This is a genomic window from Mycobacterium ostraviense, assembly GCF_002705925.1.
Classification (GTDB): Bacteria; Actinomycetota; Actinomycetes; order Mycobacteriales; family Mycobacteriaceae; genus Mycobacterium; species Mycobacterium ostraviense.
Genome location: NZ_NKRE01000001.1, coordinates 5738986 through 5761496 on the forward strand (window position 1 = coordinate 5738986; position 22511 = coordinate 5761496).

At 65.1% G+C, this 22511-nt stretch carries 24 protein-coding genes and 4 pseudogenes; 11 read left to right on the forward strand and 17 right to left on the reverse strand.

Annotated elements, in window-relative coordinates:
• Positions 1 to 4 precede the first annotated feature (4 nt).
• Both CDN38_RS26715 and CDN38_RS26720 read right to left on the reverse strand, forming a co-directional pair.
• Positions 5 to 298, reverse strand: coding sequence for a hypothetical protein (locus tag CDN38_RS26715; protein WP_075511615.1), 294 nt, complete (start codon positions 296 to 298; stop codon positions 5 to 7).
• Between the two features lie 17 nt (positions 299 to 315).
• Positions 316 to 723: a hypothetical protein gene (locus tag CDN38_RS26720; protein ID WP_075511640.1), complete on the reverse strand. Its 408-nt coding sequence runs from the start codon at positions 721 to 723 to the stop codon at positions 316 to 318.
• 418 nt (positions 724 to 1141) lie between these two features.
• On the opposite strand from CDN38_RS26720, the pseudogene CDN38_RS26725 reads away from it, so the two are divergent.
• The 3 genes and pseudogenes from CDN38_RS26725 (at position 1142) to CDN38_RS26735 (ending at position 4009) form a co-directional block, all read left to right on the forward strand.
• Positions 1142 to 2439 (forward strand): annotated as a pseudogene (locus CDN38_RS26725) (cytochrome P450).
• 23 nt (positions 2440 to 2462) lie between these two features.
• Positions 2463 to 3428, forward strand: a pseudogene (locus CDN38_RS32025) (alcohol dehydrogenase catalytic domain-containing protein).
• A gap of 29 nt (positions 3429 to 3457) precedes the next feature.
• Positions 3458 to 4009 carry a YceI family protein gene (locus CDN38_RS26735; RefSeq protein ID WP_075511613.1) on the forward strand — a complete coding sequence of 184 codons (552 nt, stop codon included), beginning with the start codon at positions 3458 to 3460 and terminating at the stop codon, positions 4007 to 4009.
• A gap of 79 nt (positions 4010 to 4088) precedes the next feature.
• Here the strand turns inward: CDN38_RS26735 and CDN38_RS26740 are convergent, their stop codons facing one another.
• Positions 4089 to 5219: a DUF7159 family protein gene (locus CDN38_RS26740; protein WP_075511612.1), complete on the reverse strand. Its 1131-nt coding sequence runs from the start codon at positions 5217 to 5219 to the stop codon at positions 4089 to 4091.
• Positions 5220 to 5851: 632 nt separating this feature from the next.
• Between CDN38_RS26740 and ag85B the strand changes: the two genes are divergently transcribed.
• Positions 5852 to 6829 carry a diacylglycerol acyltransferase/mycolyltransferase Ag85B gene (gene ag85B, locus CDN38_RS26745; RefSeq protein ID WP_075511611.1) on the forward strand — a complete coding sequence of 326 codons (978 nt, stop codon included), beginning with the start codon at positions 5852 to 5854 and terminating at the stop codon, positions 6827 to 6829.
• 65 nt (positions 6830 to 6894) lie between these two features.
• On the opposite strand, the gene CDN38_RS26750 is transcribed toward ag85B, so the two are convergent.
• The 6 genes from CDN38_RS26750 to CDN38_RS29785 all read right to left on the reverse strand — a co-directional run bounded on the left by CDN38_RS26750 (position 6895) and on the right by CDN38_RS29785 (position 10619).
• On the reverse strand, positions 6895 to 7629 hold the full coding sequence (locus CDN38_RS26750; RefSeq protein ID WP_180276394.1) for a hypothetical protein: 735 nt from the start codon (positions 7627 to 7629) through the stop codon (positions 6895 to 6897).
• A gap of 28 nt (positions 7630 to 7657) precedes the next feature.
• Positions 7658 to 8518 (reverse strand): hypothetical protein, encoded by an 861-nt coding sequence (locus CDN38_RS26755; protein WP_075511609.1) that lies wholly within the window; start codon positions 8516 to 8518, stop codon positions 7658 to 7660.
• Complete coding sequence (locus tag CDN38_RS26760; RefSeq protein WP_142361340.1) at positions 8518 to 9153, reverse strand: hypothetical protein; 636 nt, start codon at positions 9151 to 9153, stop codon at positions 8518 to 8520. The genes CDN38_RS26755 and CDN38_RS26760 overlap by 1 nt, the downstream gene beginning before the upstream one ends.
• On the reverse strand, positions 9146 to 9772 hold the full coding sequence (locus tag CDN38_RS26765) for an IS607 family transposase (protein WP_075511608.1): 627 nt from the start codon (positions 9770 to 9772) through the stop codon (positions 9146 to 9148). Before CDN38_RS26765 ends, CDN38_RS26760 begins: the two co-directional genes overlap by 8 nt.
• Positions 9773 to 9876: 104 nt before the next feature.
• Positions 9877 to 10470 carry a lipoprotein LppJ family protein gene (locus tag CDN38_RS26770; protein WP_180276395.1) on the reverse strand — a complete coding sequence of 198 codons (594 nt, stop codon included), beginning with the start codon at positions 10468 to 10470 and terminating at the stop codon, positions 9877 to 9879.
• On the reverse strand, positions 10470 to 10619 hold the full coding sequence (locus CDN38_RS29785; protein WP_161951653.1) for a hypothetical protein: 150 nt from the start codon (positions 10617 to 10619) through the stop codon (positions 10470 to 10472). The genes CDN38_RS26770 and CDN38_RS29785 overlap by 1 nt, the downstream gene beginning before the upstream one ends.
• A gap of 482 nt (positions 10620 to 11101) precedes the next feature.
• Here CDN38_RS29785 and CDN38_RS26775 point away from each other — a divergent pair, with 482 nt between their 5' ends.
• The 6 genes and pseudogenes from CDN38_RS26775 to CDN38_RS26800 all read left to right on the forward strand — a co-directional run bounded on the left by CDN38_RS26775 (position 11102) and on the right by CDN38_RS26800 (position 15327).
• Positions 11102 to 11518: a transglycosylase family protein gene (locus CDN38_RS26775; protein WP_075511637.1), complete on the forward strand. Its 417-nt coding sequence runs from the start codon at positions 11102 to 11104 to the stop codon at positions 11516 to 11518.
• Positions 11519 to 11568: 50 nt separating this feature from the next.
• On the forward strand, positions 11569 to 12027 hold the full coding sequence (locus CDN38_RS26780; protein ID WP_075511607.1) for an SRPBCC family protein: 459 nt from the start codon (positions 11569 to 11571) through the stop codon (positions 12025 to 12027).
• 21 nt (positions 12028 to 12048) lie between these two features.
• Positions 12049 to 12879 (forward strand): SDR family oxidoreductase, encoded by an 831-nt coding sequence (locus CDN38_RS26785; RefSeq protein WP_075511606.1) that lies wholly within the window; start codon positions 12049 to 12051, stop codon positions 12877 to 12879.
• A 64-nt stretch (positions 12880 to 12943) separates the two neighbouring features.
• Positions 12944 to 13366, forward strand: coding sequence for a lipoprotein LpqH (locus tag CDN38_RS26790; RefSeq protein ID WP_075511605.1), 423 nt, complete (start codon positions 12944 to 12946; stop codon positions 13364 to 13366).
• 78 nt (positions 13367 to 13444) lie between these two features.
• Positions 13445 to 14761, forward strand: a complete 1317-nt coding sequence (locus CDN38_RS26795) for a cytochrome P450 (RefSeq protein WP_075511636.1) — start codon at positions 13445 to 13447, stop codon at positions 14759 to 14761.
• Between the two features lie 108 nt (positions 14762 to 14869).
• Positions 14870 to 15327: pseudogene (locus CDN38_RS26800) on the forward strand (nuclear transport factor 2 family protein).
• Between the two features lie 17 nt (positions 15328 to 15344).
• Here CDN38_RS26800 and CDN38_RS26805 read toward each other — a convergent pair.
• From CDN38_RS26805 to bfr, 5 genes and pseudogenes are all read right to left on the reverse strand, one after another.
• A complete protein-coding gene (locus CDN38_RS26805; RefSeq protein WP_153043592.1) occupies positions 15345 to 16055 on the reverse strand; it encodes a hypothetical protein in 711 nt (236 codons plus the stop codon).
• Positions 16056 to 16266: 211 nt separating this feature from the next.
• Entirely contained in the window at positions 16267 to 16761 is a 495-nt protein-coding gene (locus CDN38_RS26810) for a carboxymuconolactone decarboxylase family protein (RefSeq protein WP_075511603.1), read from the reverse strand.
• A gap of 34 nt (positions 16762 to 16795) precedes the next feature.
• Positions 16796 to 17110 (reverse strand): annotated as a pseudogene (locus CDN38_RS31430) (hypothetical protein); the annotation flags it as partial.
• A 303-nt stretch (positions 17111 to 17413) separates the two neighbouring features.
• Complete coding sequence (locus CDN38_RS26820; protein WP_075511601.1) at positions 17414 to 19489, reverse strand: MDR family MFS transporter; 2076 nt, start codon at positions 19487 to 19489, stop codon at positions 17414 to 17416.
• A 72-nt stretch (positions 19490 to 19561) separates the two neighbouring features.
• Positions 19562 to 20041 carry a bacterioferritin gene (gene bfr / locus CDN38_RS26825; RefSeq protein WP_036403411.1) on the reverse strand — a complete coding sequence of 160 codons (480 nt, stop codon included), beginning with the start codon at positions 20039 to 20041 and terminating at the stop codon, positions 19562 to 19564.
• A 321-nt stretch (positions 20042 to 20362) separates the two neighbouring features.
• Between bfr and CDN38_RS26830 the strand changes: the two genes are divergently transcribed.
• On the forward strand, positions 20363 to 20539 hold the full coding sequence (locus tag CDN38_RS26830; RefSeq protein ID WP_082277212.1) for a (2Fe-2S)-binding protein: 177 nt from the start codon (positions 20363 to 20365) through the stop codon (positions 20537 to 20539).
• 36 nt (positions 20540 to 20575) lie between these two features.
• Here CDN38_RS26830 and CDN38_RS26835 read toward each other — a convergent pair whose 3' ends face one another.
• The 3 genes from CDN38_RS26835 to CDN38_RS26845 are packed head-to-tail and all read right to left on the reverse strand — an operon-like array spanning position 20576 to position 22495.
• Entirely contained in the window at positions 20576 to 21331 is a 756-nt protein-coding gene (locus CDN38_RS26835) for an enoyl-CoA hydratase/isomerase family protein (protein WP_099319279.1), read from the reverse strand.
• A 9-nt stretch (positions 21332 to 21340) separates the two neighbouring features.
• Positions 21341 to 21784: a TIGR03618 family F420-dependent PPOX class oxidoreductase gene (locus CDN38_RS26840; protein ID WP_075511599.1), complete on the reverse strand. Its 444-nt coding sequence runs from the start codon at positions 21782 to 21784 to the stop codon at positions 21341 to 21343.
• 9 nt (positions 21785 to 21793) lie between these two features.
• Positions 21794 to 22495, reverse strand: a complete 702-nt coding sequence (locus tag CDN38_RS26845; protein ID WP_075511598.1) for a hypothetical protein — start codon at positions 22493 to 22495, stop codon at positions 21794 to 21796.
• Between the last annotated feature and the right edge of the window lie 16 nt (positions 22496 to 22511).

Below are 22511 nucleotides of genomic sequence, written 5' to 3' on the forward strand. Positions count from 1 at the left end.
CGGGTCAGTAGTCGACCAGCGTGCGCCAGTAGTGCTCCGGAATTTCGTCGCCGGAGCGCAAGACGCGTGCCAGTCCGACGGCCATCGCGATACCGAGCAGCCCCAGCCATAACCCCGCCAGTCCGATGATCCACCACAGCACCGTGGTGACCGCCGGCCACGGCGACAACAACGCCAGCACCGGCGCGAACAAGAAACCGGTCCCGACGTACCACGCCGAGCCCGCCCGATCCGACGCGAGGACCAACCGCAACCATCGTGGAATCGGAGACCCGGCTGGCTTGCGGTCGGTCGTCATCGCACTAGGTCAACCGATCATCCTTCGGGGGGGAAGAACCCGGCCCCGGTGAACCACCCGGCTTGCCATCCCTGCGCTCCCAGGCACAGCATCGGCAGGCCGTCCGGCGTCTGCGCCGCCGCCTGCGGACCCGGGCAGGGGGCACCGGCCTGCTGCACTCCGTACAGCGGGTAGGAGATCACCCAGTAACCGGTGGTGGCTGCCGGGAACTGGTTCGGTGGCGGGAAATGACAGGCTTCGGCCTGGCCGCTGGTGCCGCGGCCGAAGATGAAGCGCTCGTAGTTGTCACACGGCGCTCCCAACGAGGCGTCATAGTTCATGCCCGGCACATCACCCGGGTAGCGGCCGTTGTCGGCGCCGGCGACCGGCACCAGGCCGATCGCGGACCCGGTGAGCGCAGCGGTGGTCAGCAGTTCCCGAATCATGTCCACCCCTTCATGCGCCGCCTAGTTCCACCACAGCATAACGACTGTGGCGCAGCCCACAACAGCTGCCGCTACCCACGCTGATCTTGTCGACGCAGCGCAGCTGACCAGGGCGTTTCCCATTAGCTGCTGATCGCCTGGCGATCCAGCACACTGGCGCCGATAGTCGGCCGGCATCCGTCACCTCATGCCAGGCCGCTCCCCCGCCCGACGAACCCTTGCTCGACCGGTCGGCACCACAACTCACCCGGAACGACGCGGCAGCCCGTCCGGACGCATCCGCGGCCGCAGACTAGGGCCGGCTGAACACGTTGCAGTTCGGCGTTCGCCAGGTTGCATCAATGCTTCCCATCTCAGGTGGAGCAATGGATTATGGCAGTAGACGACCACTAGCAGAATTCATATTGAGGAGTGGGCCTTGTCGACAGCCAAGTCAACAGCCAAGCCAACAGCCAAGCCAGCACCCAACCTGCCCCCAGGGTTCGACTTCACTGACCCTGACATTTATGCCGAGCGCCTGCCGGTGGCAGAACTGGCCGAGATGCGTCGATGCGCGCCGATCTGGTGGAACGAGCAGCCGATCGGCTGCGGGGGCTTCGATGACGGCGGCTATTGGGTGGTGACCAAACACAAAGACGTCAAAGAGATCTCGCGCCGCAGTGACGTCTTCTCCAGCCTGCAAAAGACTGCGCTGCCACGCTACAAAGACGGCACGGTCGCCGAGCAGATCGAGCGAGGCAAGTTCGTCCTGCTCAACATGGACGACCCACAGCACACCCGGCTGCGCAAGATCATCTCCCGCGGCTTCACGCCGGGGGCCGTCGAGCGGTTGCGCGACGACCTCAACGAGCGCGCCCGGCGCATCGTCGAGGCCGCGGCAGCGCAGGGTTCCGGCGACTTTGTTGAGCAGGTGTCCTGCGAACTGCCGTTGCAGGCCATCGCCGGGTTGCTTGGTGTGCCCCAGGAAGACCGGATGAAGCTCTTCCACTGGTCGAATCAGATGGTGGGCGACCAGGATCCTGAGTTCGCCAGCAATGACGCCATCACCGCCTCGGTCGAACTGATCATGTATGCCATGCAAATGGCGGCCGACCGGGCCAAAAACCCGGGGCCGGACATCGTCACCAAGCTGGTCGAGGCCGACATCGACGGCCACAAGCTCTCCGAAGACGAGTTCGGGTTCTTCGTCATTCTGCTGGCCGTCGCCGGCAACGAGACCACCGCAACTCCATCACCCAGGGCATGATGGCGTTCACCGACTTTCCCGACCAGTGGGAGCTGTACAAGCGGGAGCGTCCCGCCACCACGGCCGACGAGATCGTGCGGTGGGCCACCCCGGTCACCTCGTTCCAGCGGACCGCGTTGCGGGACTACGAGCTGTCGGGGGTGCGGCTCAAGAAGGGTCAGCGAGTGGTGATGTTTTACCGCTCAGCCAATTTCGACGAAGATGTGTTCGACGACCCGTTCACCTTCAACATTCTGCGTAATCCCAATCCGCACGTGGGATTTGGCGGCACCGGCGCGCACTACTGCATCGGTGCCAACTTGGCGCGGATGACCATCGACTTGATGTTCAATGCGATTGCCGACGCGATGCCCGACTTGGAGTCGACGGGCAAACCCGAACGGCTGCGGTCGGGCTGGCTCAACGGAATCAAGCACTGGCAGGTCGACTATCACAGCACCGCGTCGGCGAAATGCCCTATCGCACATTGAACTTGGTCCGATAGGCTAAGCGCATGCCCACGCATAAGGCTGTTCGGATAGCGTCGGTGGGTGCGGCTTTGGAGCTTGTCGACGTGGACACCGCGCCGCCTACTCATGACGAGGTACGCATCGCGGTTTCCGCGTGTGGGGTATGCGGCACCGACCGGGCGTTCGTCAACGGCGGCTTTGCGAACACGCCCTGGCCATTGACGCCGGGGCATGAGATCGCGGGCAGGGTAGTCGAACTCGGTGAGGGTGTCGATGATTTCGAGATCGGCGACCGAGTCGCCGTCGCCCGGCTGGTTCGGCGGGTGTTGCAACCGGTGCGGCCCCTGCCGCAAAGGCGCCTTTATCCACTGCGCGAACATGAAGGTGCCCGGCTGGCAGTACCCCGGTGGCTACGCGAAATAGGTGACGGTGCCCGCCAACGCGCTGGCGGGAGCAGCTCCCATGTACTGGGCCGGTGTCACCACATATAACGCAATGCGCCACACCAAGGCGCTGCCCGGTGATCGGGTGGCGATTCTTGGTATCGGCGGTCTGGGTCACCCCGGTGTGCAATTCTCCCGGGCGATGGGCTTCGAGACCATCGCCATCGCCAGAGGGACCGCCAAAGCCGAGGATGCGCGCCAGCTGGGCGCCCACCACTACGTCGACTCCACCAGCGGCGATGTCGCCGAAGCGCTGCGCAAGCTCGGCGGTGTCGCGGTCGTGCTGGCCACGGCGGGGAACTCAGCTGCCATGGCCGCGACGGTGCCCGGCTTACTTCCTCGGGGTGAACTGGTTGTGGTCGGTGTGACGACCGATCCGCTCCCGATCAGTCCGAGGCAGCTGATCAATCCGGCCCTCAGCATTTCCGGACACCCCTCCGGTACCGCGAAGGACGTGGAGGACACCATGCATTTCGCGGTGCTGTCCGGCGTGCGGCCCTGGGTCGAGGAGGTTACGCGGCGATGGAGCAGGGACGGACACGCTACCGCACCGTCCTTACCATGTGAATACGGCGCCGAGCTAATAGAGTCGTGCCGTGAGCGACACGGTGTGGACGCTGGACCCGTCCGGCGGTGAGTTGATCGTTCGTACCGGTGTCGCGGGTCGAGCCGCCCGAATGGGCCATCGGCTCACCATCGCGATGACTCGCTGGCAGGCCACGGTGAGCTGGGTGGCTGACGAACCCGCCACCGCAGAGCTTGCCGTGGAAGTGGATTCGCTGGAGGTGTTGCGCGGCGAGGGTGGTGTCAAGAGCCTGTCCGGGCCGGAGAAGGCCCTGGTCCGGTCGAATGCGCTGAAGTCGCTCAACGCCGGTCGCTTTCCGGATATCCGCTTCACCGCATCAGAGATCGCCAAGACCGAGGACGGTTACCGCCTGACCGGGCAGCTGCAGATCCGGGGCAAGTCGCGTCAGCACGTGATCGACCTGCGCACCGAGGATCTTGGGGACTCCTGGGCGATGTCTGCCGAGTCGACGGTTCGCCAGTCCGATTACGGGGTCAAGCCCTATTCGCTGTTGATGGGCTCGCTGCAGGTCGCCGACGAGGTGACCGTGTCTTTTACCGCGGTTCGGCCCAAGGATGGTTGACCGACCGATGCGGGGTAGGCGCTGCAGCCAGCGTGCCGCCGTCAAACTCGCATCGGCGAAAAACCATCCGACAGTTCGACTACTCCGGCGGCTCCATGCCGGTGTCGCCGTAGGTGCCGGGAATGTGCTTGAGCACCCGGGTCAGCAGCGGCGATCCATCGCTCGGACTCGGTTGCGACGCAAGGTCGTTCGGCTGCTCGGGGATGGCGTCGGTGAGCTCTTCACCGGAGGTGAGCCGGATGGGCTCCCGCTGTGTCGCGGGCCCCGGAAGAGGAGGGGGCAGCTCGGCACTCGCGGGCACCGGAGCTGCCGTCGCAGCTGCCTCGGCGATTTCCGGTGTCGATGTGGGTATGGAGCGCTGTGCCGTTTGGGAATGCCTGTCCGGAGTCAGTTGCAAGCCAACGGCCAGCGACACCGAAGCCACGAAGGTCACCGCAGCCGCCGCCAAAGTGGTTGCAGCTCGGGCGTATTGGCGTGACCGCTTGGACACGGCGGTGGTTTCACCGGTGTCTGCCACCAGTCGCTCGTCGGTGAACTCGGTGGTTCGGGCCGCCGCCTGCGCCGTGCCTCGCGCGATTGTCACCTGCGCCATGGTCTGCGCGAAAACCGGTACCGGAAGGGCGGTTTCGAGTTGCCAGGAAAAGTCGCTGATGTCAAGGTCGGAACCCACCACCACCACGGCGGCCGGACGCCACGCACTGCGGTCGAACATTCCGGTAAGCCACGAGGTCAGTCCGTCATAACCGCCACGGACATGTTTGATGGCTGTTTGGGTCTTTCCGTCGTGGGTGTCAACCATGACGACCGTTGCCCATTCGTGCTCGAGGATGCACACCGCGGTCTGCTCGTATCCGATGACCGGTGCGACCGCCTCGGCCAGCGTCTCGACGGCATCGAGCAGCCGAACCGGTACAACGTTGTCAAATCCGGCGTCGGTCAAGGCCTCGACCAGTAGCGCGGCTAGCGCGGAAGCTTCGTCGTTCCAGGTCACGCCGACGACTCGCAAACGGTGGCCGGCCGCGGCTGCCAATTCCCCGGCACGAATGACTTCCGCCGCCGCCTGTTGCGCGGCATGGACGACGCCCACTCCTCGGCCACCGCGCAGCTGCATCTCGTTGTGATGCAGGATGGTGCCCTCTGCGCTGTGCCCTTCAGCCAGGACCCAACCCACGGCGGTCGGTGTCACTGACAGCCCAAGTACCGTCTCCAAAATTTCGCACCTCAATCGTTCCCGAATCGTTGCCGGTCCTTCAGGCGCCTCGAGCCAACGCCGTCGCACCCGCATACACCGAGGGGTCTGGTGTGCTGGTGCGTGAGCGCCGGAACGGACCGGATAGCCCGGAAGATCGTTGTCTCCGTCGGCTTGCCTGACAGAGACTACGCGGTCGGCGCAAGTTCGGCTTCTCCGGTGGGTAAACCGCCAGGTGACTCACATGAAACGGACACGGCGACCAGATCGCCGGCCGCCGTCGCAGGGGACCGGGCTTCCCGGTCGTCTGGGCACAAGCTCGGGGTAAACCCGCGAAACGTTGCTCGAGCTGCGTCCGGCGTGTCGAGGTCCGACGTGCCATATCGGTTAACTATTGTTTGTACCGCTCCCCGCCTGCCGCCTTCTGCCCTGCTCCGTGTGCATAGCACTCGTTTGCGTTCCCGATTGTCCGGGCCGCAACGGGGCAATGGGCGAAGCGGTGAGTCCGTCGCCGACTCGCGCAGCACAGTTGCTGTGTCGGCGGGGGTAACCGATATCGAAATGGAATGACTTCGCGTCCCGATCGACATTTACCCTACTCACACGGTAAGTTCTGCCGGGAGCAAGCGAGACATACGGACAAGGGGCAGGGTATGACAGACGTGAGCGGGAAGATTCGGGCGTGGGGCCGGCGCCTTGTGGTGGGCGTGGCGGCTGCTGCGGCCCTTCCTGGCCTGGTCGGACTCGCCGGTGGTGCGGCGACCGCGGGAGCGTTCTCCCGTCCAGGTTTGCCGGTGGAGTACCTCCAGGTGCCGTCGGCGGCCATGGGTCGCAGTATCAAGGTCCAATTCCAGAGCGGCGGGGACAACTCGCCGGCGGTGTACTTGCTCGACGGTCTCCGCGCTCAAGACGACTACAACGGCTGGGACATCAACACCCCGGCCTTCGAGTGGTATTACCAATCGGGGCTGTCAATCATCATGCCGGTCGGTGGACAGTCCAGTTTCTACAGTGACTGGTACAGCCCGGCCTGCGGCAAGGCCGGCTGCACAACCTACAAATGGGAGACCTTCCTGACCAGCGAGCTGCCGCAATGGCTGTCCGCGAACCGGAGCGTCAAGCCCACCGGAAGCGCCGCGGTCGGCATCTCGATGGCCGGCTCGTCGGCCCTGATCCTGTCCGTCTACCACGCGCAGCAGTTCGTCTACGCCGGTTCGCTGTCGGCCCTGATGGATCCCTCCCAGGGAATGGGGCCGTCGCTGGTCGGCCTGGCGATGGGTGACGCCGGTGGTTACAAGGCCTCGGACATGTGGGGGCCGTCGAGTGACCCGGCCTGGCAGCGTAACGACCCGTCGCTGCACATCCCCGAACTGGTCGCCAACAACACCCGCCTGTGGGTCTACTGCGGTAACGGCACCCCGTCCGAGTTGGGCGGTGCCAACGTTCCCGCCGAGTTCCTGGAGAACTTTGTTCGCAGCAGCAACCTGAAATTCCAGGACGCCTACAACGCCGCTGGCGGCCACAACGCCGTGTTCAATTTGGACGCCAACGGAACGCACAGCTGGGAGTACTGGGGCGCGCAGCTCAACGCCATGAAGGGTGACCTGCAGGCGAGCCTCGGCGCCCGCTGATCGCGCAACGCTTGCGGCTACTGGGTTTGACGGCAAGACGCCCAGTAGTGTGTTGGGCACCGTTCCTAGACACTGAGCGAAACTGAGTTTCGCCCGGTGGGCGGCCCCGAACGGTCGTGGGTCGCCTGGATTCTCGCCGTGGTCCTGTGAGCACGTCTGGTCTTGGTGCCTGTCGGCTGCCAGTAGCCTCGTGGGGTGGCGGGTTTCCTGGGTGCTCGCTGGGTTGCCGGGGTAGTCCGGGTGTCGCGGTTGTTGACCCGGGTCGCCTCCGCTGGGGCGGGCGGGTTCGTGTTCACGCGACGCCGGGCCCGGTGACCGAGTCCGCGTCTGCCGATCACCAACGCGGCTGCATGGTGCCCGGAAGTCTGGGGGTGATGGTGTTTCATGGGGGCCAGCCAGTGTTGAGCTGCCCATTTCGACGTGTAAGCGGGGTCGACGACGATGATCGCGAGCCCGGTGTTTGACGCCATCTGGGTCAGCCGGTCCCGGAATTTAGCCGTGGGAATCCCGGCGATCTGCCGGCGGAACCGGCGGCCCTTTCGTCCTCGGCTGGGCCGGTTGCCGGTCTTCTCGCGGCCCTGTGTTCGGGCGTCGGCGAAGTCGAGGTTTTCGATCACGATCGCGCCGGCACCGACCGCGTGAGCGTGGGTGAGCAGGTCGGTGATCGCAGCCCGCAGCCGGCCGTCACGAGTCGTAGCCGACTGTCCTGTCAGATCGAGGTCAAGGGTGCGGGCAGTCCCGAGGATGTTGCCGTCAGAGCAGACACTGGTGACGGCCAGATGCCCATCGTTGACATCCACCGCCACGACCGGGTGCCGACGCAATTCGTTACCAGCGCCCCGACTCAGGGTCGCAGCTGATGTCGTAGCGGACCGCTCCAGTAGCGGCCTGGGCAGCGACCTCATCACCGCGATAGGTGAACTCGACTGGACACGAGAGCCGGTAGCGGCCGTGGGGCCGGTTCGCCAAGTGTGTCAGCCGCCGGGGGAGTTTCAGTTCCAGCCACCGCTCATCGGGGTTCCAGCGGATTGTTTCGTTGCCCCATGCTTTGTCCTTTTCCCCGTCGGCGGTCAGAAACAACCGCGCCGACCCCCACTGTTGGCGCCACTGCTGCGCAGTCAGGCCAGCGTCGTCGAGGTTATTGCGTTTGTGCAGCAACGCTTTCCCGCCCCGCACCACATGAACCGTCCCGTTAATCAGGTCAGCCTCGACCGCGGCCAGACGCGCGGTGAGGGTTTGCAACCGGACCGTCTTCGCGTGCCGCTCCGACTTGCTCGCATACCCGCGCACTGCCTTCTTACCGGCGGCGACCTGATCGCCGACCGGAGCAGCTAAACGGGTAGTGATCGTTTGTATCCGCGTGGCCAGGCTGGCGCGTTCAGCCCACAGGTTCTGTTCGGCCAACCGGTACTGGTCCTCGCTGGTGCGGGTGATCGCCCCCGCCCACCGCGACGACGACTCGCTCGTTAACGTCTTCTTCCGCTTCTGACGCGACTGCGCTTTACCTTTCGCATCCAACCGGCCTTCCCGGCACCGCGCGGCCAGGTCACGCCCCGCAAGCGAGCCCAGTAACCCACCGACTTGGGTGAGCACCACCGCATCAGTGTCGTTGACGCGCAACCGGGTACGAACCCGTGCACCAGACGGTGCAGCGGCGACAAACGGATCGGCGATCGCGCGCAGGTTCATCAGTGGTATGCCCGTTGACGGGCGCACTCTGCCGCCAGATACGGGTACTGGTCGGCGATAGCGTTGAGCACCCGCTCACGGATGAGCTGGCGGGCTTCGGTGACGCCCACCCGGCCGGTCACACCGTCCAATAACCAGTCGTAGTCGGTTTCGACATGGCGCAGATAATTGACCGCCCACCGCTGCAGCGCAGCGGGATCGGCCGAGGACACCGTGGCGGGATCGTGGTTGTAGTGGCCCCTTTCGGCCGCGTGCCATTCTGACTGGGCGTTACGGTTGGCGACCGCCACACCGAACAGCTCGTCCTTCGCCAAGTGCGGAATACGGATCACGACCGCATTGATCTGCGCGGCCAGTTCCACGCGAGAAGCGTTCATCCGCTCACTTTGTTGAGCCGACGCCTTCGCCCGCCGCACCCTGGTCTTGTCAAACCATGCACGCCAGCGCTCACTCCGCTCGGCGGCCTCCACACGAGGCAGGTCGTAAAGGCGCATCTTCGGACCACTTCGATAATTCGGGTTCGTCACCAGGGCATCCGGCTCGCCCAGAAACCGTGTGACAGCACCATCGGTCCAACCTCGCTGTTTGAGCGTGGACAACGTGACACGTTCGATCTTCTCCGCAGTCTCACTCATGGCCGCCATCATTCCCCCGGCCACCGACAACCGCCTGCGGGCCGACATCACGCTGTGCGCACCCGACCGCCTTCAACGCCCTGTTCCGCGCGCTGCGCCGGCCGTAGAGTCGCGCACAGAAACTTGTGAGCACCTCCACCATGTCGCGCACCAGATCATCGGTCACCTCACCGTCGTCGAGCACCACCAGCCGGCGGCCGTGCGCCGACAAAGCGGCCTCCACCAGCTCAGTGTTCATCCGCCCCAACCGATCCCGGTGCTCGACCACCACGGCGGTCACCTTCGGGTCAGCCAGCAGCCGGCGTACCTTCGCCCGTGACCCGTTCATCCCGGACCCGACCTCGGCCTCCACCCGCACCACCGTCCCGCCCGCTTCGGCGGCCCAACTCGTCAGCCGCGCGACCTGGCGATCCAGGTCCGACTTCTGATCATGAGACGACACCCGCGCGTACAAACCGAACGCGCCCGCCGCCGCCGATCCCGTGGGCGCATCCGGTGACACCAACACCGTGCGCTCATTCACCCGCACCGCCGGCACCGGCAACATCCCCTCCCGAAACCACCGGTACGCCGTTTGCGGATGCACGCCCTGAGCCCGCGCCCACTCCGTCAAATTCACACCACCAACATACTCACTAGAACGTTCGTACGCTCACTATCACTCAGTATTCCGCCAACTGCTCAGACCCTGAAGGCTGGTCCGGCGCGTTCAACCTGCCCGGTCTACCTGCCCGCGCCGAACTGGCTGGTGATATCGACCCATGCGGTGCTGTCGCGGCGGTGGTCGTTGACGTTGCGGCACTGACCGTATAGACGCAGGACCCCCGCGCCGGTGTCGTCACCGTGACGGTAGATGATCGCCGTGACGGCGTCCTTGGACAGGGTCCTGCCGAACACCTGGTCGTTGGGCGGCAGCCCCTCGGTCCAGCCCTGCCTGACCAGCGCTGCCGTGACGTCGCGAAGGTACCCGTCGGCGCGTGCCTCGGCGGGCAGCGCGAAGGTCAGATAGACCGCCCCTTGATACGGCGGATCGTCGCGGTTCTTGCACGACATCAAGAGGTACCCGGCGGTGGTCGTCTGAAGTCCGGCGACCCTGACGATCTGTTTTGCCTTGTCGACAACCTGGGCCTCGGTTGCGGCGTCGCTGAGGGGGTGATCGGGGTGGTCGAGAGAGTTGGCGGACGAAGCACGATGGCGATTCGCCACCAGCAGGACAGCTGCACCGAGCAACAAACACGTCACCAGCGCGGCGGCGAGTACGGCCCGAACCCCGCTCGCCCGCAACCAATCTCCGCTAGTACCGGCGTGTCGAACCATCAGCCGACCTGGTCACCTCCGGAGATGCCGGCGATCAGGTCGCCGATACACGACGGACAACTGACCGGCGAGACGGCACGTGCGACGGTGTAGCCGGGCCTGCGGACGGCTGCGGCTTCAGCGGCCGCCCGGCCATCGTTGACTGTCATATGCCGTGATGCAAGAACTTCCGGACCGAGAGCCTGGGGGTCTTCCGCAAACCATACCTGAGTCAACAGCCGCTCTCAGCACCATCCATCCAGGGGCGGCCAACCGGGAGTCCGGGTCGCGGGCTGCAGGCCCGGCCACCCCATCGGCCGCCCCCCGAGCCCTCGGCACCAGGGCCTGCGCCCGAGGTTCCCAACACTAAGATTTTGTCTCAGATTGCGGCCTCGTGAAGTTTGCTGGACTGGTCGGCATACGTCCGCCGAACCGGCAGCGGACCCCGCCGAGTCAACGCGGGCTCCCCGCTTGAACAAGCCGTTGTCAACGGGTGATCCGGGCCACAGCATGACCCGTCCGCCCAGTCCCCGCCGGTGGGCTGATTCGCTCGGCTGGACGCCGTTTGCGCAAATCACAATGCGGCGGCTAACCAATTTCATAAGTTTTTCTAGGCGGTAACGCTTTAGCCACGGCCGCCGAAATGCCGGACATGACACGCATCGCAAAGCCCCTCATCAAGTCCGCCACGGCCGCAGCTTTCGTCGCAGCGTCGATGTCGCTATCCACCGGCATCGCCCACGCCGACGTCATGAACTGGGACGCCGTCGCGCAGTGCGAGTCGGGTGGGAACTGGACCGCCAACACCGGCAACGGCGCCTATGGCGGACTTCAGTTCAAGCAAGCCACGTGGAACGAGTACGGCGGCGTCGGGAACCCCGCGACCGCCTCTAAGCAGGAACAAATCGCAGTGGCCAACCGAGTCCTGGCCGGCCAGGGACCCGCCGCGTGGCCGAAGTGCGCCGGTGCCGGCGGCCTGCCGCCGGTGCCGGTCGTGTTGCCCAAGCCGGTACGGCAGCTGCAGCAGACGGTGACCGAGATCATCTCGCTATTCACACCGCATCAGTGAATATCGGTGTTTCCGTTCCCAGCGTTACAGGGACGTGATTGGATTATGCTATGGAGGGTTCGGCAACGGTTCACATGGCGGCCCCAGCGGAAAAGATCTGGGATTTAATCGCCGATATTCGTAACACCGGACGGTTTTCGCCGGAAACGTTCGAGGCCGAGTGGCTCGACGGTGCGACCGGCCCGGCGCTCGGCGCCCGATTCCGCGGACACGTCCGGCGCAACGAGATCGGTCCCGTCTACTGGACGGTGTGCAAGGTGACGGCGTGTGAGCGCCCTCGCGAGTTCGGGTTTGCTGTGATGGCCGGCGGTAGATCGGTGAACAATTGGCACTACCGGCTCGCACCGGCGGGTGATGGCACCGATGTCACCGAGTCGTTCCGGCTCACCCCATCGGTGTTCACGACCGTGTATTACTGGGCGTTCGGTGGCTGGTTGCGCAAACGCCGCAACATCCGGGACATGACCAAGACGCTGCAACGCATCAAAGATGTCGTCGAAGCCGACTGAGGGCGGGCGTTACCAGATCGTATGAAGTCGATATTCATCACCGGCGCCGGCAGTGGAATGGGCCGCGAGGGGGCAAGGCTCTTCCATGCCAAGGGCTGGCGCGTCGGTGCGGTGGACCGCGACGACGCCGGTCTGGCAACCCTGAGCGGCGAGCTCGGCGCCGGGTTGTGGACACGAATGGTCGACGTGACCGACAAGGCCGCGCTCCACTCGGCGCTCGCCGACTTCTGCGCCGGCAATGCGGGCGGCGGGCTCGACATGATGTGGAACAACGCCGGCATCGGCGAAGGCGGATGGTTCGAAGACGTGCCGTATGACGTCGCGATGCGCGTCGTCGATGTCAACTTCAAGGCGGTGCTGACCGGGGCTTACGGCGCGCTGCCCTACCTGAAGAAGGCCCCGGGCAGTCTGATGTTCTCGACGTCCTCGTCGTCGGCCACGTATGGCATGCCACGACTTGCCGTCTACTCGGCCACCAAGCACGCGGTCAAAGGGCTGACCGAGGCGCTCAGTGTGGAGTGGCAGCGGCACGATGTTCGGGTGGCCGACGTGTTACCCGGTCTGATCGACACCGCGATTCTCACCTCGACGCGCCAGCATTCCGAGGAGGGCGCGCCCACGCTTTCGGCCCAGCAGATCCGTGCCGCCGCGCCCAAGAAGGGCATGTTTCGACTGATGCCCGCGACCAGCGTCGCCGAGGCGGCCTGGCAGGCCTACCAGCATCCCACAAGATTGCATTGGTATGTGCCCCAAAGCATCCGGTGGATCGACCGGCTCAAGGGGGTTAGTCCGCAGTTCGTCCGGCGCCGCATCGTCAAAGCCCTGCCCAGACTGGAGCCGGGGCAGCAGTAAAGTTTCGTGCACAAGACCCACAAGGCCCACAAGGCCCACAATGCCCACACAAGGGAGGTGGCTGGTGCGAAGCCGGTTGGTCAGGGTGGCAGGGATTGCCGTGGTCATGGTCGCAGGTCTTTCCGGGTGCGCCGAGGCGCAGACAGTACCGCGCAAGGCCGCACATCTGACAATCGACGGATACACACGCACCACGCGTCCCGCCGCATGCAGCCAGGAGCAGTCCTATCGGACCATCGACATCCGCGACCGCGACGGCCAGGTGCAGGCCGTGGTGTTGGTCAGCGGTGAGCGGGTGATCCCGCAATGGGTCAAGATCCGCAATGTCGACGGGTTCAACGGCAGCTTCTGGGAAGGCGGCGTGGGCCAGGCTCATGCCGACCTGTCCCGTGGCACCTACACCATTACCGGCAGCGCCTACGGCATCGGCAACAGTAACCCCAACAAAGTCGTGACCACTGACTTCAAGATCGTCGCCGACTGCTGAAACATCACTCGCGCTGCGACCCGACGGGCCTACGCTGGGTCGCATGGCGCCCGGGCCCCGCCAATGGATGGAGGAGCGGTGACGGACCGAATGCACTGGTTGGCGTTGCACGGGGTGATCCGCGGCATGGCCAACGTCGGCGTTCGACGAGGTGAACTGCAGGCCCGGTTGATCGCGGACCCCGCCGTCGCTGCCAACCCGGTGCCTTTCTACGACGAGCTGCGCCGGCACGGTCGCTTGGTGCGGACCCGAGTCAACTGCCTGACCGTCGACCATCAGCTCGGCCACGACATCTTGCGCTCCGACGACTTCCAGGTCATCTCGCTCGGCGAGAACCTGCCGGCACCGCTGCGATGGCTGGAGCGCCGCACCCGCGATAATCAGCTGCACCCGCTGCGGCCGCCGTCGCTGCTGGCGGTCGAACCGCCCGATCACACCCGCTATCGCAAGACGGTGTCGGCGGTGTTCACCGCGAGGGCCGTTGCCGCGCTGCGTGATCGGGTCGAGCAGACCGCCATCAATCTGTTGGATCAGCTCGCCGCCCAACCCGGTGTGGTCGACGTCGTCGGCCGCTATTGTTCCCAGCTGCCGATCGCGGTGATCAGCGAAATCTTGGGAGTGCCGGCCCACGACCGCCGCCGGGTCCTGGAGTTCGGTGAACTGGCAGCGCCCAGCTTGGATATCGGCGTGCCCTACCGGCAGTACCAGCGCGTGCAGCGCGGTGTGACGGGATTCAACGCCTGGCTGGTGTCGCATCTCGAGCAGCTGCGGCGGGCCCCCGGCGACGACCTGATGAGTCAGTTGATCCGAACGGCCGAAAGCGGGGACCCGGAAACACATCTCGACGACGACGAACTGCACGCGGTCGCCGGGCTGGTGTTGGTCGCCGGCTTTGAAACCACAGTCAACCTGCTGGGCAACGGAATTCGGATGTTGCTGGACATGCCCGAGCATCTGGATACCCTGTGCGAGCGTCCTGACCTGTGGCCGAACGCGGTCGAAGAGATCCTGCGGTTGGATTCGCCGGTCCAGCTCACCGCGCGGGTGGCCCGCACCGACGTCGAGCTGGTCGGTGTGCCGATCCACTGCGGCGAGATGGTGGTGATTTGTCTGGCCGGGGCTAACCGCGATCCGGCGGTGTTCCCCGATCCGCACCGCTTCGACATCGAACGTCCCAATGCCGGAAGACATCTCGCGTTCTCCACCGGCCGCCACTTCTGCCTCGGCGCCGCGCTTGCCCGCGCCGAGGGCGAAGTCGGGTTACGCACGTTCTTCGAGCGCTTCCCCGAGGTGCGGGCCGCCGGTGCCGGACGTAGGCGCGACACCCGAGTGTTACGGGGCTGGTCGACGTTGCCGGTCACCCTGGGGCCGGCCCGCACGCTGGCCGCCCAGTAGCCGCTGGTCCGGCCGCTGCTCGCCGACGGTGTCGCGGTGCCATCGACGGTACAGCGGGCCACTCGCGGCGGTTGACACCGGCACCGGTACCGAGTGTCATGGGCCGTTATGACAAACACTTCTCCGATCGAAGTCAGGGATGTGGTGCTCGGGCTGTGGCGGGCCCTCGCGCAGCGCGATTGGGATGCCGTCAAGACATTTCTCGCCGCGGACTGCCTCTACGTCGACATGCCGGTGCGGCGCTGGCCGCGCGTGGTCCCGACGACATCGTTACCCGACTGAAGCTCGGACTGGAGCCGCTCGCCGACTACCAGAACCACGACGGGCTGCTGCTGTCCAACGGATCCGACGTGATGTACGAGCATTCCGAGACCTGGACGTTCAGCACCGGCGAACGCGGCCTGCTCAGGTTCGTCAGCGTCCACAAGGTGGTCGACGGGAGGATCACTGTATGGAAAGACTATTGGGACTTCAACAGCCTGGTCAGTTTCGCGCCGCCGAACCACTTTGAGAACCTTGCAAATGCGGACACCAGCTGGGTATTTGATGCCACTGCGTTAGTTTGACACGACCCGCGCCACGTTTAGTGATGGTGATGGTGATGCACGCCGCTGCCGAGGGGTGTGCAAAATTGCCTGCATCCCGCCAGGAACGTCGGAGTCGCTGTCGGGCCGGTTTCAGTCAGGACGGGCTTCCACTGCCAGTATGTTTCGATGGCGTTGTCGGGAGTTTCTGCGCGGTCGATGACGTCGCAGTGCAATGCTCGGCGCCACGGGTCGCACGTCTCGGAAAGCACTTTTGTTTCGGATAGCCCCAACGGGTTGCGGATTAGCCGCACGCCGAAGCGATCGATTTTGCCGTGGGCATGCATCCGTTGGACCAGCCCGGCCAACACCTCTTCGTCGGAGTCGTTGATCGGCACGGTGTCACCGAAGTCGGCCGGTCCGGCGAACTCCATGCCAACGAGGCTCATTTCGCAGGCCACCTCGCTCTTGAAGCGCACTGCAGTAGCACGCAAACCCTTTGGGGAGAACGCATTTCGCTCAATCGGGGTGGTGTGGGTCTGCGGCGGCCAGTCGATGACACGTTCGACGAATACCTCGCCCGGTTCGGGATCGAAATGCTTGTGCAACAGCCACACACCAAACCGCTGCCAGGCATCAGCCGCGACCAGATAGGCGCCGAGATCGCTCAGACAGTCTCGGTCATCGTCAGTCAAGACACCCACATCGGTGCCGTCCATATCGGCTAGTTCCGTGTAATCCTCGACTCGATGATCGCGCAAAGAAAGCATGACACTTCTCTCCTACCGCTCCTACAGATTGACGGCCCCGAAAAGGGTGCACAAACCAAACCGTAACAGCAGAATCGCATATATTTCACGGTACAGCGGCGTACGAATGCCGACGCCGGCTGGCTCATCGACGCGACCGACTTTGTCTGAATTTCCAGGTTACGAATTCTGCTGCGTCACAACGTCACCCAACACAGCGTCGGGCCTGTTTTCAGGCTCGGCTGGGTAAGGTCACCCGGCAAGCCTGACCGATTTCTAGGGTCCGCAGGACGCGTCCCATGCCTACCCACAGCGCGCAAGACAAGGCCAGGTCGGCGAGCAATTCGTCGGAGAAGTGTTGGCCGCAGCGGCGCCAGAAGTCATCGTCGTCGCGCAGCACGGTGTGCTCGGTGGCGAATCGGTAGGCAAATTCGGCTGCCAGCCGCTCCTGCTCGCTGTAGCCGGGCCAGGTGCGCCATTCGGCCGCGTGGGCGTAGAGGTCCTCGTCGACCCCGGCGGCCGGCCCGTCGGCATCGCGGGTGTTGGCGCAGACAATGCACTCGTTGTTGTCGGCAATCACCGCGCGGGCCAGCTCGCGGGTGCGCAACGGCAACCGGTTGCTGGTGTAGACCGCCCGGCTGAAGGCAGCCAGCGCGCCGCCGAGTTCAGGGGATTTTGCGATCCAGCCGGCCACGTCGTCGTCGGCGAAAGTTCCGATTCGGCTCATGGCGCGATGGTACGCCCGGGCGCCGCGCCGTCGGTCAATGCGGGTGGGGTGTAGCGCCGGTGGGCGTGGAGGCTACCGCAGGGATAGCCACAGTCGGCGCGTCGCCTGCCCAGTCATGGCCCCAATCACGCTGCGCCAGAACATGATACGCAATATGTCGGAGAGCCGTTTGCACTTCGCAGCGATCCGGCCGGCGTGCGAAGCCGGGCGACCTGGCCAGTTTGTCTGCGATCCAGTTCAACAGCAGCGAGTACACGTATTCGACCTGGTGGACCCCCGCGGCGGTCAGCGACATGTAATCGCCGTCGCGCACCACATATCCCGTGGTAACCAGTCGGCTGAAGGTGGGCCAGGAAAATGAAGTAGCGCCGCTGCGCGCTGATCAGCGCGCTGCCGGATCCGGTATCGGTCGCGGCGGCGGCTGTCGGGGTTGCCATGCCTGCCTTTCCCGTCGGCGTCGGATGCCGGCCCGGCGAAGCGTGCGCCTGACGCCGCGCACCGCGGAGCACCCGGCTCGGCAGCGGCGGCAGGGGCGCGGGTCGTCAATTCTCGGGATGCCCAGCGTAGCCGCCGGTCAATCGTGGCGGAGTCGGAACTCCCGGGCCGGTAGTGGCCAGAAATGCGTTAAGACCCTGCGGCGACTGCGCGGGTCTTACTTGGCAGCAGCGAGGTTGGCTGCCGGCGCCAGCTCGTCCAAGTCTTCGTACCAATCGCGCTGAACCAGCACCCCGTCGGTGAGTCGTTGTAGAGCGGCTTCGAATTCGTGGTGGTCGGGCTGCTGCTGCATGCCGGGCGCTACGGCCAGGTGGTCGACCAGCCACTTCCGGAGCAAGCCGGAGAGGACTTCGACTTGGCCGAGCCCGGCGGCGGTCAGTGACAGCACGTCGCCGTCGCGTGACGCATAGCCGGTCTGAACCAGCCGGTCGAAGACCGGTTCCAGCACCTGATGGGGCAGGTGCAGGTGTTTGGCAATGTCGGTGAGCTTCGCGGTCTCGAAAAACCGTTCGTACTGATAGATCCGCAGTACACCCCACAGCACGGCGACGTCGAGCTCCGAATCCTGGTACGCCGCAGCAAGGTTCGGCAGCCGCACCTCGGGAGCTTCGTGCAGCAGATGGGTGACCGCGATTTCCAGCACGTCCTCCGGAGTTTTCGTTCTGGGCACGGCGAAGCCGTCTCCGAGGCAGGCCGGGCTGTCATGGATATCGGCGAGCGGAACCTCTCGCAGGAACAACGCGAGGATGAATCCGGTCAGCGCGACCACGGCCGCACACAGAAATACTTGGTTGAGCGACTCGGCATAGGCTCGCACGATCGGTGAGGCCACGTAGTGCGGTAGACGGTGTAAGACGGCCGGCGAGTGGGCGGCCTCGACGGGCGCGCCGCTGGCGACCAGCGCGGGACCTATCCGCCGGCCCAGGAACGTTGCGAACAGCGCGCCGAATATCGCGGCACCAAACGAGGCGCCGACCACGCGGAAGAAGGTCACGCCCGAGGTGGCGACGCCGAGGTCCTCGAAGCGGGAGGTGTTCTGCACGATGAGAATGAGCACCTGCATGGACAAGCCGATCCCGGCACCCAGGAGCACCAGGTACATCGACTGCACCGGCCACGGCGTGGACTCGTCCATCCGGGACAGCAGCAGGAAAGCGATGGACATCAGCGCCGTCCCCGCGACCGGGAAAATCTTGTACCGGCCCGTCCGGCCGACCATGACGCCCGCGCTCACCGAGGTGGTCAGCAGGCCGACCACCATCGGCAACGTACGCAGCCCCGAGACGGTCGCCGAGGCGCCCTCGACGTAGCGCAGATACATCGGCACGAAGGTCAGCGCGCCCAGCATCGCAAACCCGACCATCAACGACAGCACGGAGCACACGGCGAACACCTGGTTGCGAAACAGGCGGGGCGGGAGGATACCCGCAGCAGCTCGGCCCTCGACCCACACGAAGACACCCAACGCCACCGTGGCCCCGACAAACAGCCCCATAATCGGCGTCGAGCCCCACGAGTAGGTGCTTCCACCCAGGCTGGTCGCCGTGATCAAGGCCGTCGTGGCCAGGGCAATGACCATGATCCCGAGATAGTCGATAGCCGGTTTGGGGCGCCGGGGCAATGCGGGAATGGCCGTTGCGGCCACGGCGATGACCACGATCGAGATCGGCAGGTTAATCCAAAATGCCCAACGCCAGTGCAGATAGTCGGCGCAAAATCCGCCCAGCAGCGGGCCCGCGACCGTGGTCACCCCGAACACGGCGCCCAGAATGCCCTGGTAGCGGCCGCGGTCTCGCAGCGGGAAGGCCTCGCCGACCAACGCGGCCGCCGTCACCGAAATCGCCCCGGCGCCCACGCCCTGCACGGCCCGCGAAATCGCCAGCATGGTCATCGTTTGCGCTACCCCGCACAGCACGGAGCCGAGCAGGAAGACCAGGACCGAGCCCTGCAGCACCCGCTTGCGACCCAGCAGGTCGCCCAGCTTCCCGGCCACCACGACAACGATGGTGCCGCCCAGCAGATAGCTGGTGATGGCCCACGATTGGTGAACAGAGGCCCCCAGCTCGTCGACGATCGTCGGCAACGCGGGCACGACGATGGTCTGGCCCATCGCCGCGACCAGCACCCCGAGCATCAACGCCATGAAGATGACATTGCGTCGTGCCGGGCTGATCGATAGGCAGGGAGATCGAGTATCCGCCGCAGCAGTCCGGGATACCGTCGGGCTCGTCATATCTGCCTCCCGTCGGAGTTCGAGCCCGTGCGCGATACCCAGGAGTGCTGCCCGCGGAATCTCGATCGGATATCAGGTCGGCGGCCGGGAGACGCACTGCGCCGAGTACAGCGCCTCTCCGAGTTTCTCCATCAGTTCCAGCTGCGTTTGCAGGTAGTCGAGATGTAGCTCCTCATCGGCCACAATTTGTTCTAGCAGCTGCGCACTGGTGGTGTCCTGCTTTTCGCGGCACATGATGATTCCGGGCTTGAGCCGATTCAGTACTTCGATTTCGATCGCGATATCGCTTTCGAATTGTTCCCGCAGTGTCTGGCCCACCCGTAACGAGCCGATGCGCTGGTAGTTCGGCAACCCGTCGAGCAGTAGGATCCGATCGGTAATCGCCTCGGCATGCCGCATTTCGTCGAACGACTCGGCGCGGGTTTTGGCCGCCAGTTCGGTAAAGCCCCAGTTCTCCTGCATCTTGGAGTGCAGAAAGTATTGATTGATAGCGGTCAGCTCGCTGGTCAATTGTTCGTTGAGCAGACGCAAGACATCCGGATCACCTTGCATGATCACTCCTACGGTGTGAAGGCTGGCATCTTTTACCGCAGCAGATGGGCTGGGCTGGAGCACCATCATGGCGGGTTCTAGCAGCACCTTCGGGTGCTGCGTTTCAATCTAGTGCAGCAAGTGGGCCCGGGCGCAGTCTTTGTTGCGACGTCGGCGCGTCATGCGCAGCGCCGGCAGGATGGGCCGGGATGGGCTTAGGTTAGACTGCACTAACCTACTTAGGTTAGACTCTACTAATATGCGGACCGTTCGTTCGGTGGCTCCCGTGGCCACTCCGATTGCGGAGGATGTCATGAGCGAGCATCGGGTGGGAGTTTGCTGATGTACGTGTGTCTGTGTGTTGGAGCTACCAATCAGACGGTGTGTGAGGCCGTCGCCCGTGGTGCGGCGACTTCCAAGGAAGTCGCCGCGGCCTGCGGCGCGGGCAGTGATTGTGGACGTTGCCGCCGCACGTTGCGGGCGATCATTGCCGCGGCCGCCCAACCGGCTGCGGTCTGAGGCCACGCCCCGTCGGGCTGTGCCTTGTCGGCTTGTCTATGTCTGCCGCTTGGTGAAATCGGCCAACGCCGCGGCGTTGGCCGGCGCGCCCATCAACTCGGCGAAATGGGCATTCTCCCGGGCGCTGGCGGCAGCTATCTCGGGACGGATCGGTTCGACGATGGTGTTCTTGACCGCCATCAGGCTCGAAAGCGGCCGGGCCGCAAGGATTTCGGCATGCCGGCTGGCCTCGGGGAGCAGCGCCTCCGGTTCGCAGACACGCCAGACCAGCCCCATCCGCAAAGCCTCCGCGGCGTCCACCCATTCCGAAGACATCAGCAGCCAGGCCGCGTTCTGCCGGCCCACCAGCTGCGGCAGCAGATATGACGACGCCGCTTCGGGTGCCACCCCAAGGCTGGTGAACGGGCATTTCAGGCGCGCCGTCGAGGACATGAACGCCAGGTCGGCGTAGCCGAGAATGGTGGTGCCGATCCCCACGCCGACGCCGTTGACCGCGCAGATCAGCGGTTTGGGGAAACTGCCGAGCGACTCGATGAGCCCCCGGAAGCCGTAGCGGCCCTCTTCGAAGCCGGGGTCGGTGACGCGTGCCTGCATCTCGGCGAGATCGGTACCGGCGCTGAAGCCGCGACCCGAGCCGGTCAGCAAGACCACGGAAACCCCTGGATCCCGGGCCGCGTCCAACAGGGCCTGCGCGGTGGCGTCGTAGAGGGCTTCGTTGAAGGCGTTGAGTGCTTCGGGCCGGTTCAGGGTGAGCGTGCGTACCCGGTTCTGGTCATCGATCAGCAGCGTCACGGCGGCAGCTTAACCGTTGCCATACACCCGGGTCGGCTCGATCAACACCACGGCGCGGCGCTCCGCGGCCATCACCCGGTCGTACTCGTCCCAGTCGTCGTGGGTGCCACCCGCCGCAAGGAAGACATCGCGGAGCAGCAGCCGCAGCTGGTCCTTTTCGCTCAACCACGGCTGGGAGTCCTCGGGTCCGACTAGTTCGGCGCGGCCCTCGACGGTTGCCCACCGCCAGCCATTGCGGAAGGTGACGGCCAGTTGCGGCCGGGCCCGCAGATTGGTGAGCTTGACCTTGCCGTACGTGGTGAAGCCCAGGACGGATTCGCCACCGGCGGGATGCGTCAACAGCCCGACATTGACCAGCGATGCCTGCACGGTTCCGGCTGCGCGAACGGTGGAGACCACCGCCAAGCCTTTGTCGGCGGCGGCCAGGGCCACGGCTTCGTTGAGTGTCGTCATGAGCAGCCCTCACATTTCGAATGGTGTGGTGAACATGTAGCGGCTGGTGGGCACCGTGTCGATATTCTGGTTGGCGCCGAATGCGGTTGTGCTGGCCACCATTCGGCTTATCCGGTGCTGCAGGTCGGCGTCGTCGTCGGCCCCGAAGAACGCCTTGAGGTCGGTGATGGCTTCGACCGGGAACAGCTCCTCGACGATGCCGGAGATTGCCGGCGCCCCGGAAATGAGGGTGCGCACCACCCAGTTCTGGGTGTAGCCGAACGTGGCCTGCGTTTCGATGGCCACCGACGTGTGGTCGCGCTGCCAGCGGGCCAGCCAGGTCGCCTCGGCCATCCCGGGAGGCCGCCGCAGCAACGCGATATTCGCCAAACCCGGTGTGCGACGGCCTGGTTCGGTGGCCGGCGCGGCAATCGGAACCGATTCGGTCACCAGGTATGCGCCCAGTTGCGCGCACTCCCGGCCGAGCAGCTGCAGGGCCGCCGCTAGCTGGTCGCCATAGCACTGCTGGGTCCACATGCTCACCACCGCGGCCACCGGTGGCTGCAGGGTGGTCAGGGTCATCAGGGATTTGCGTACTGCGCCGTCGCGGATATTGACCGAAAGACCGGGAAGGCCCAGCTCCACCAGCGCGTCGGCGACCGGCCCCCGTTGGCGAGCACACCAGTCGTCGTCCGGATCGTCGCGCATCAGGACGGCGATGACCTTTTCCATAGACCGAACTTACCTT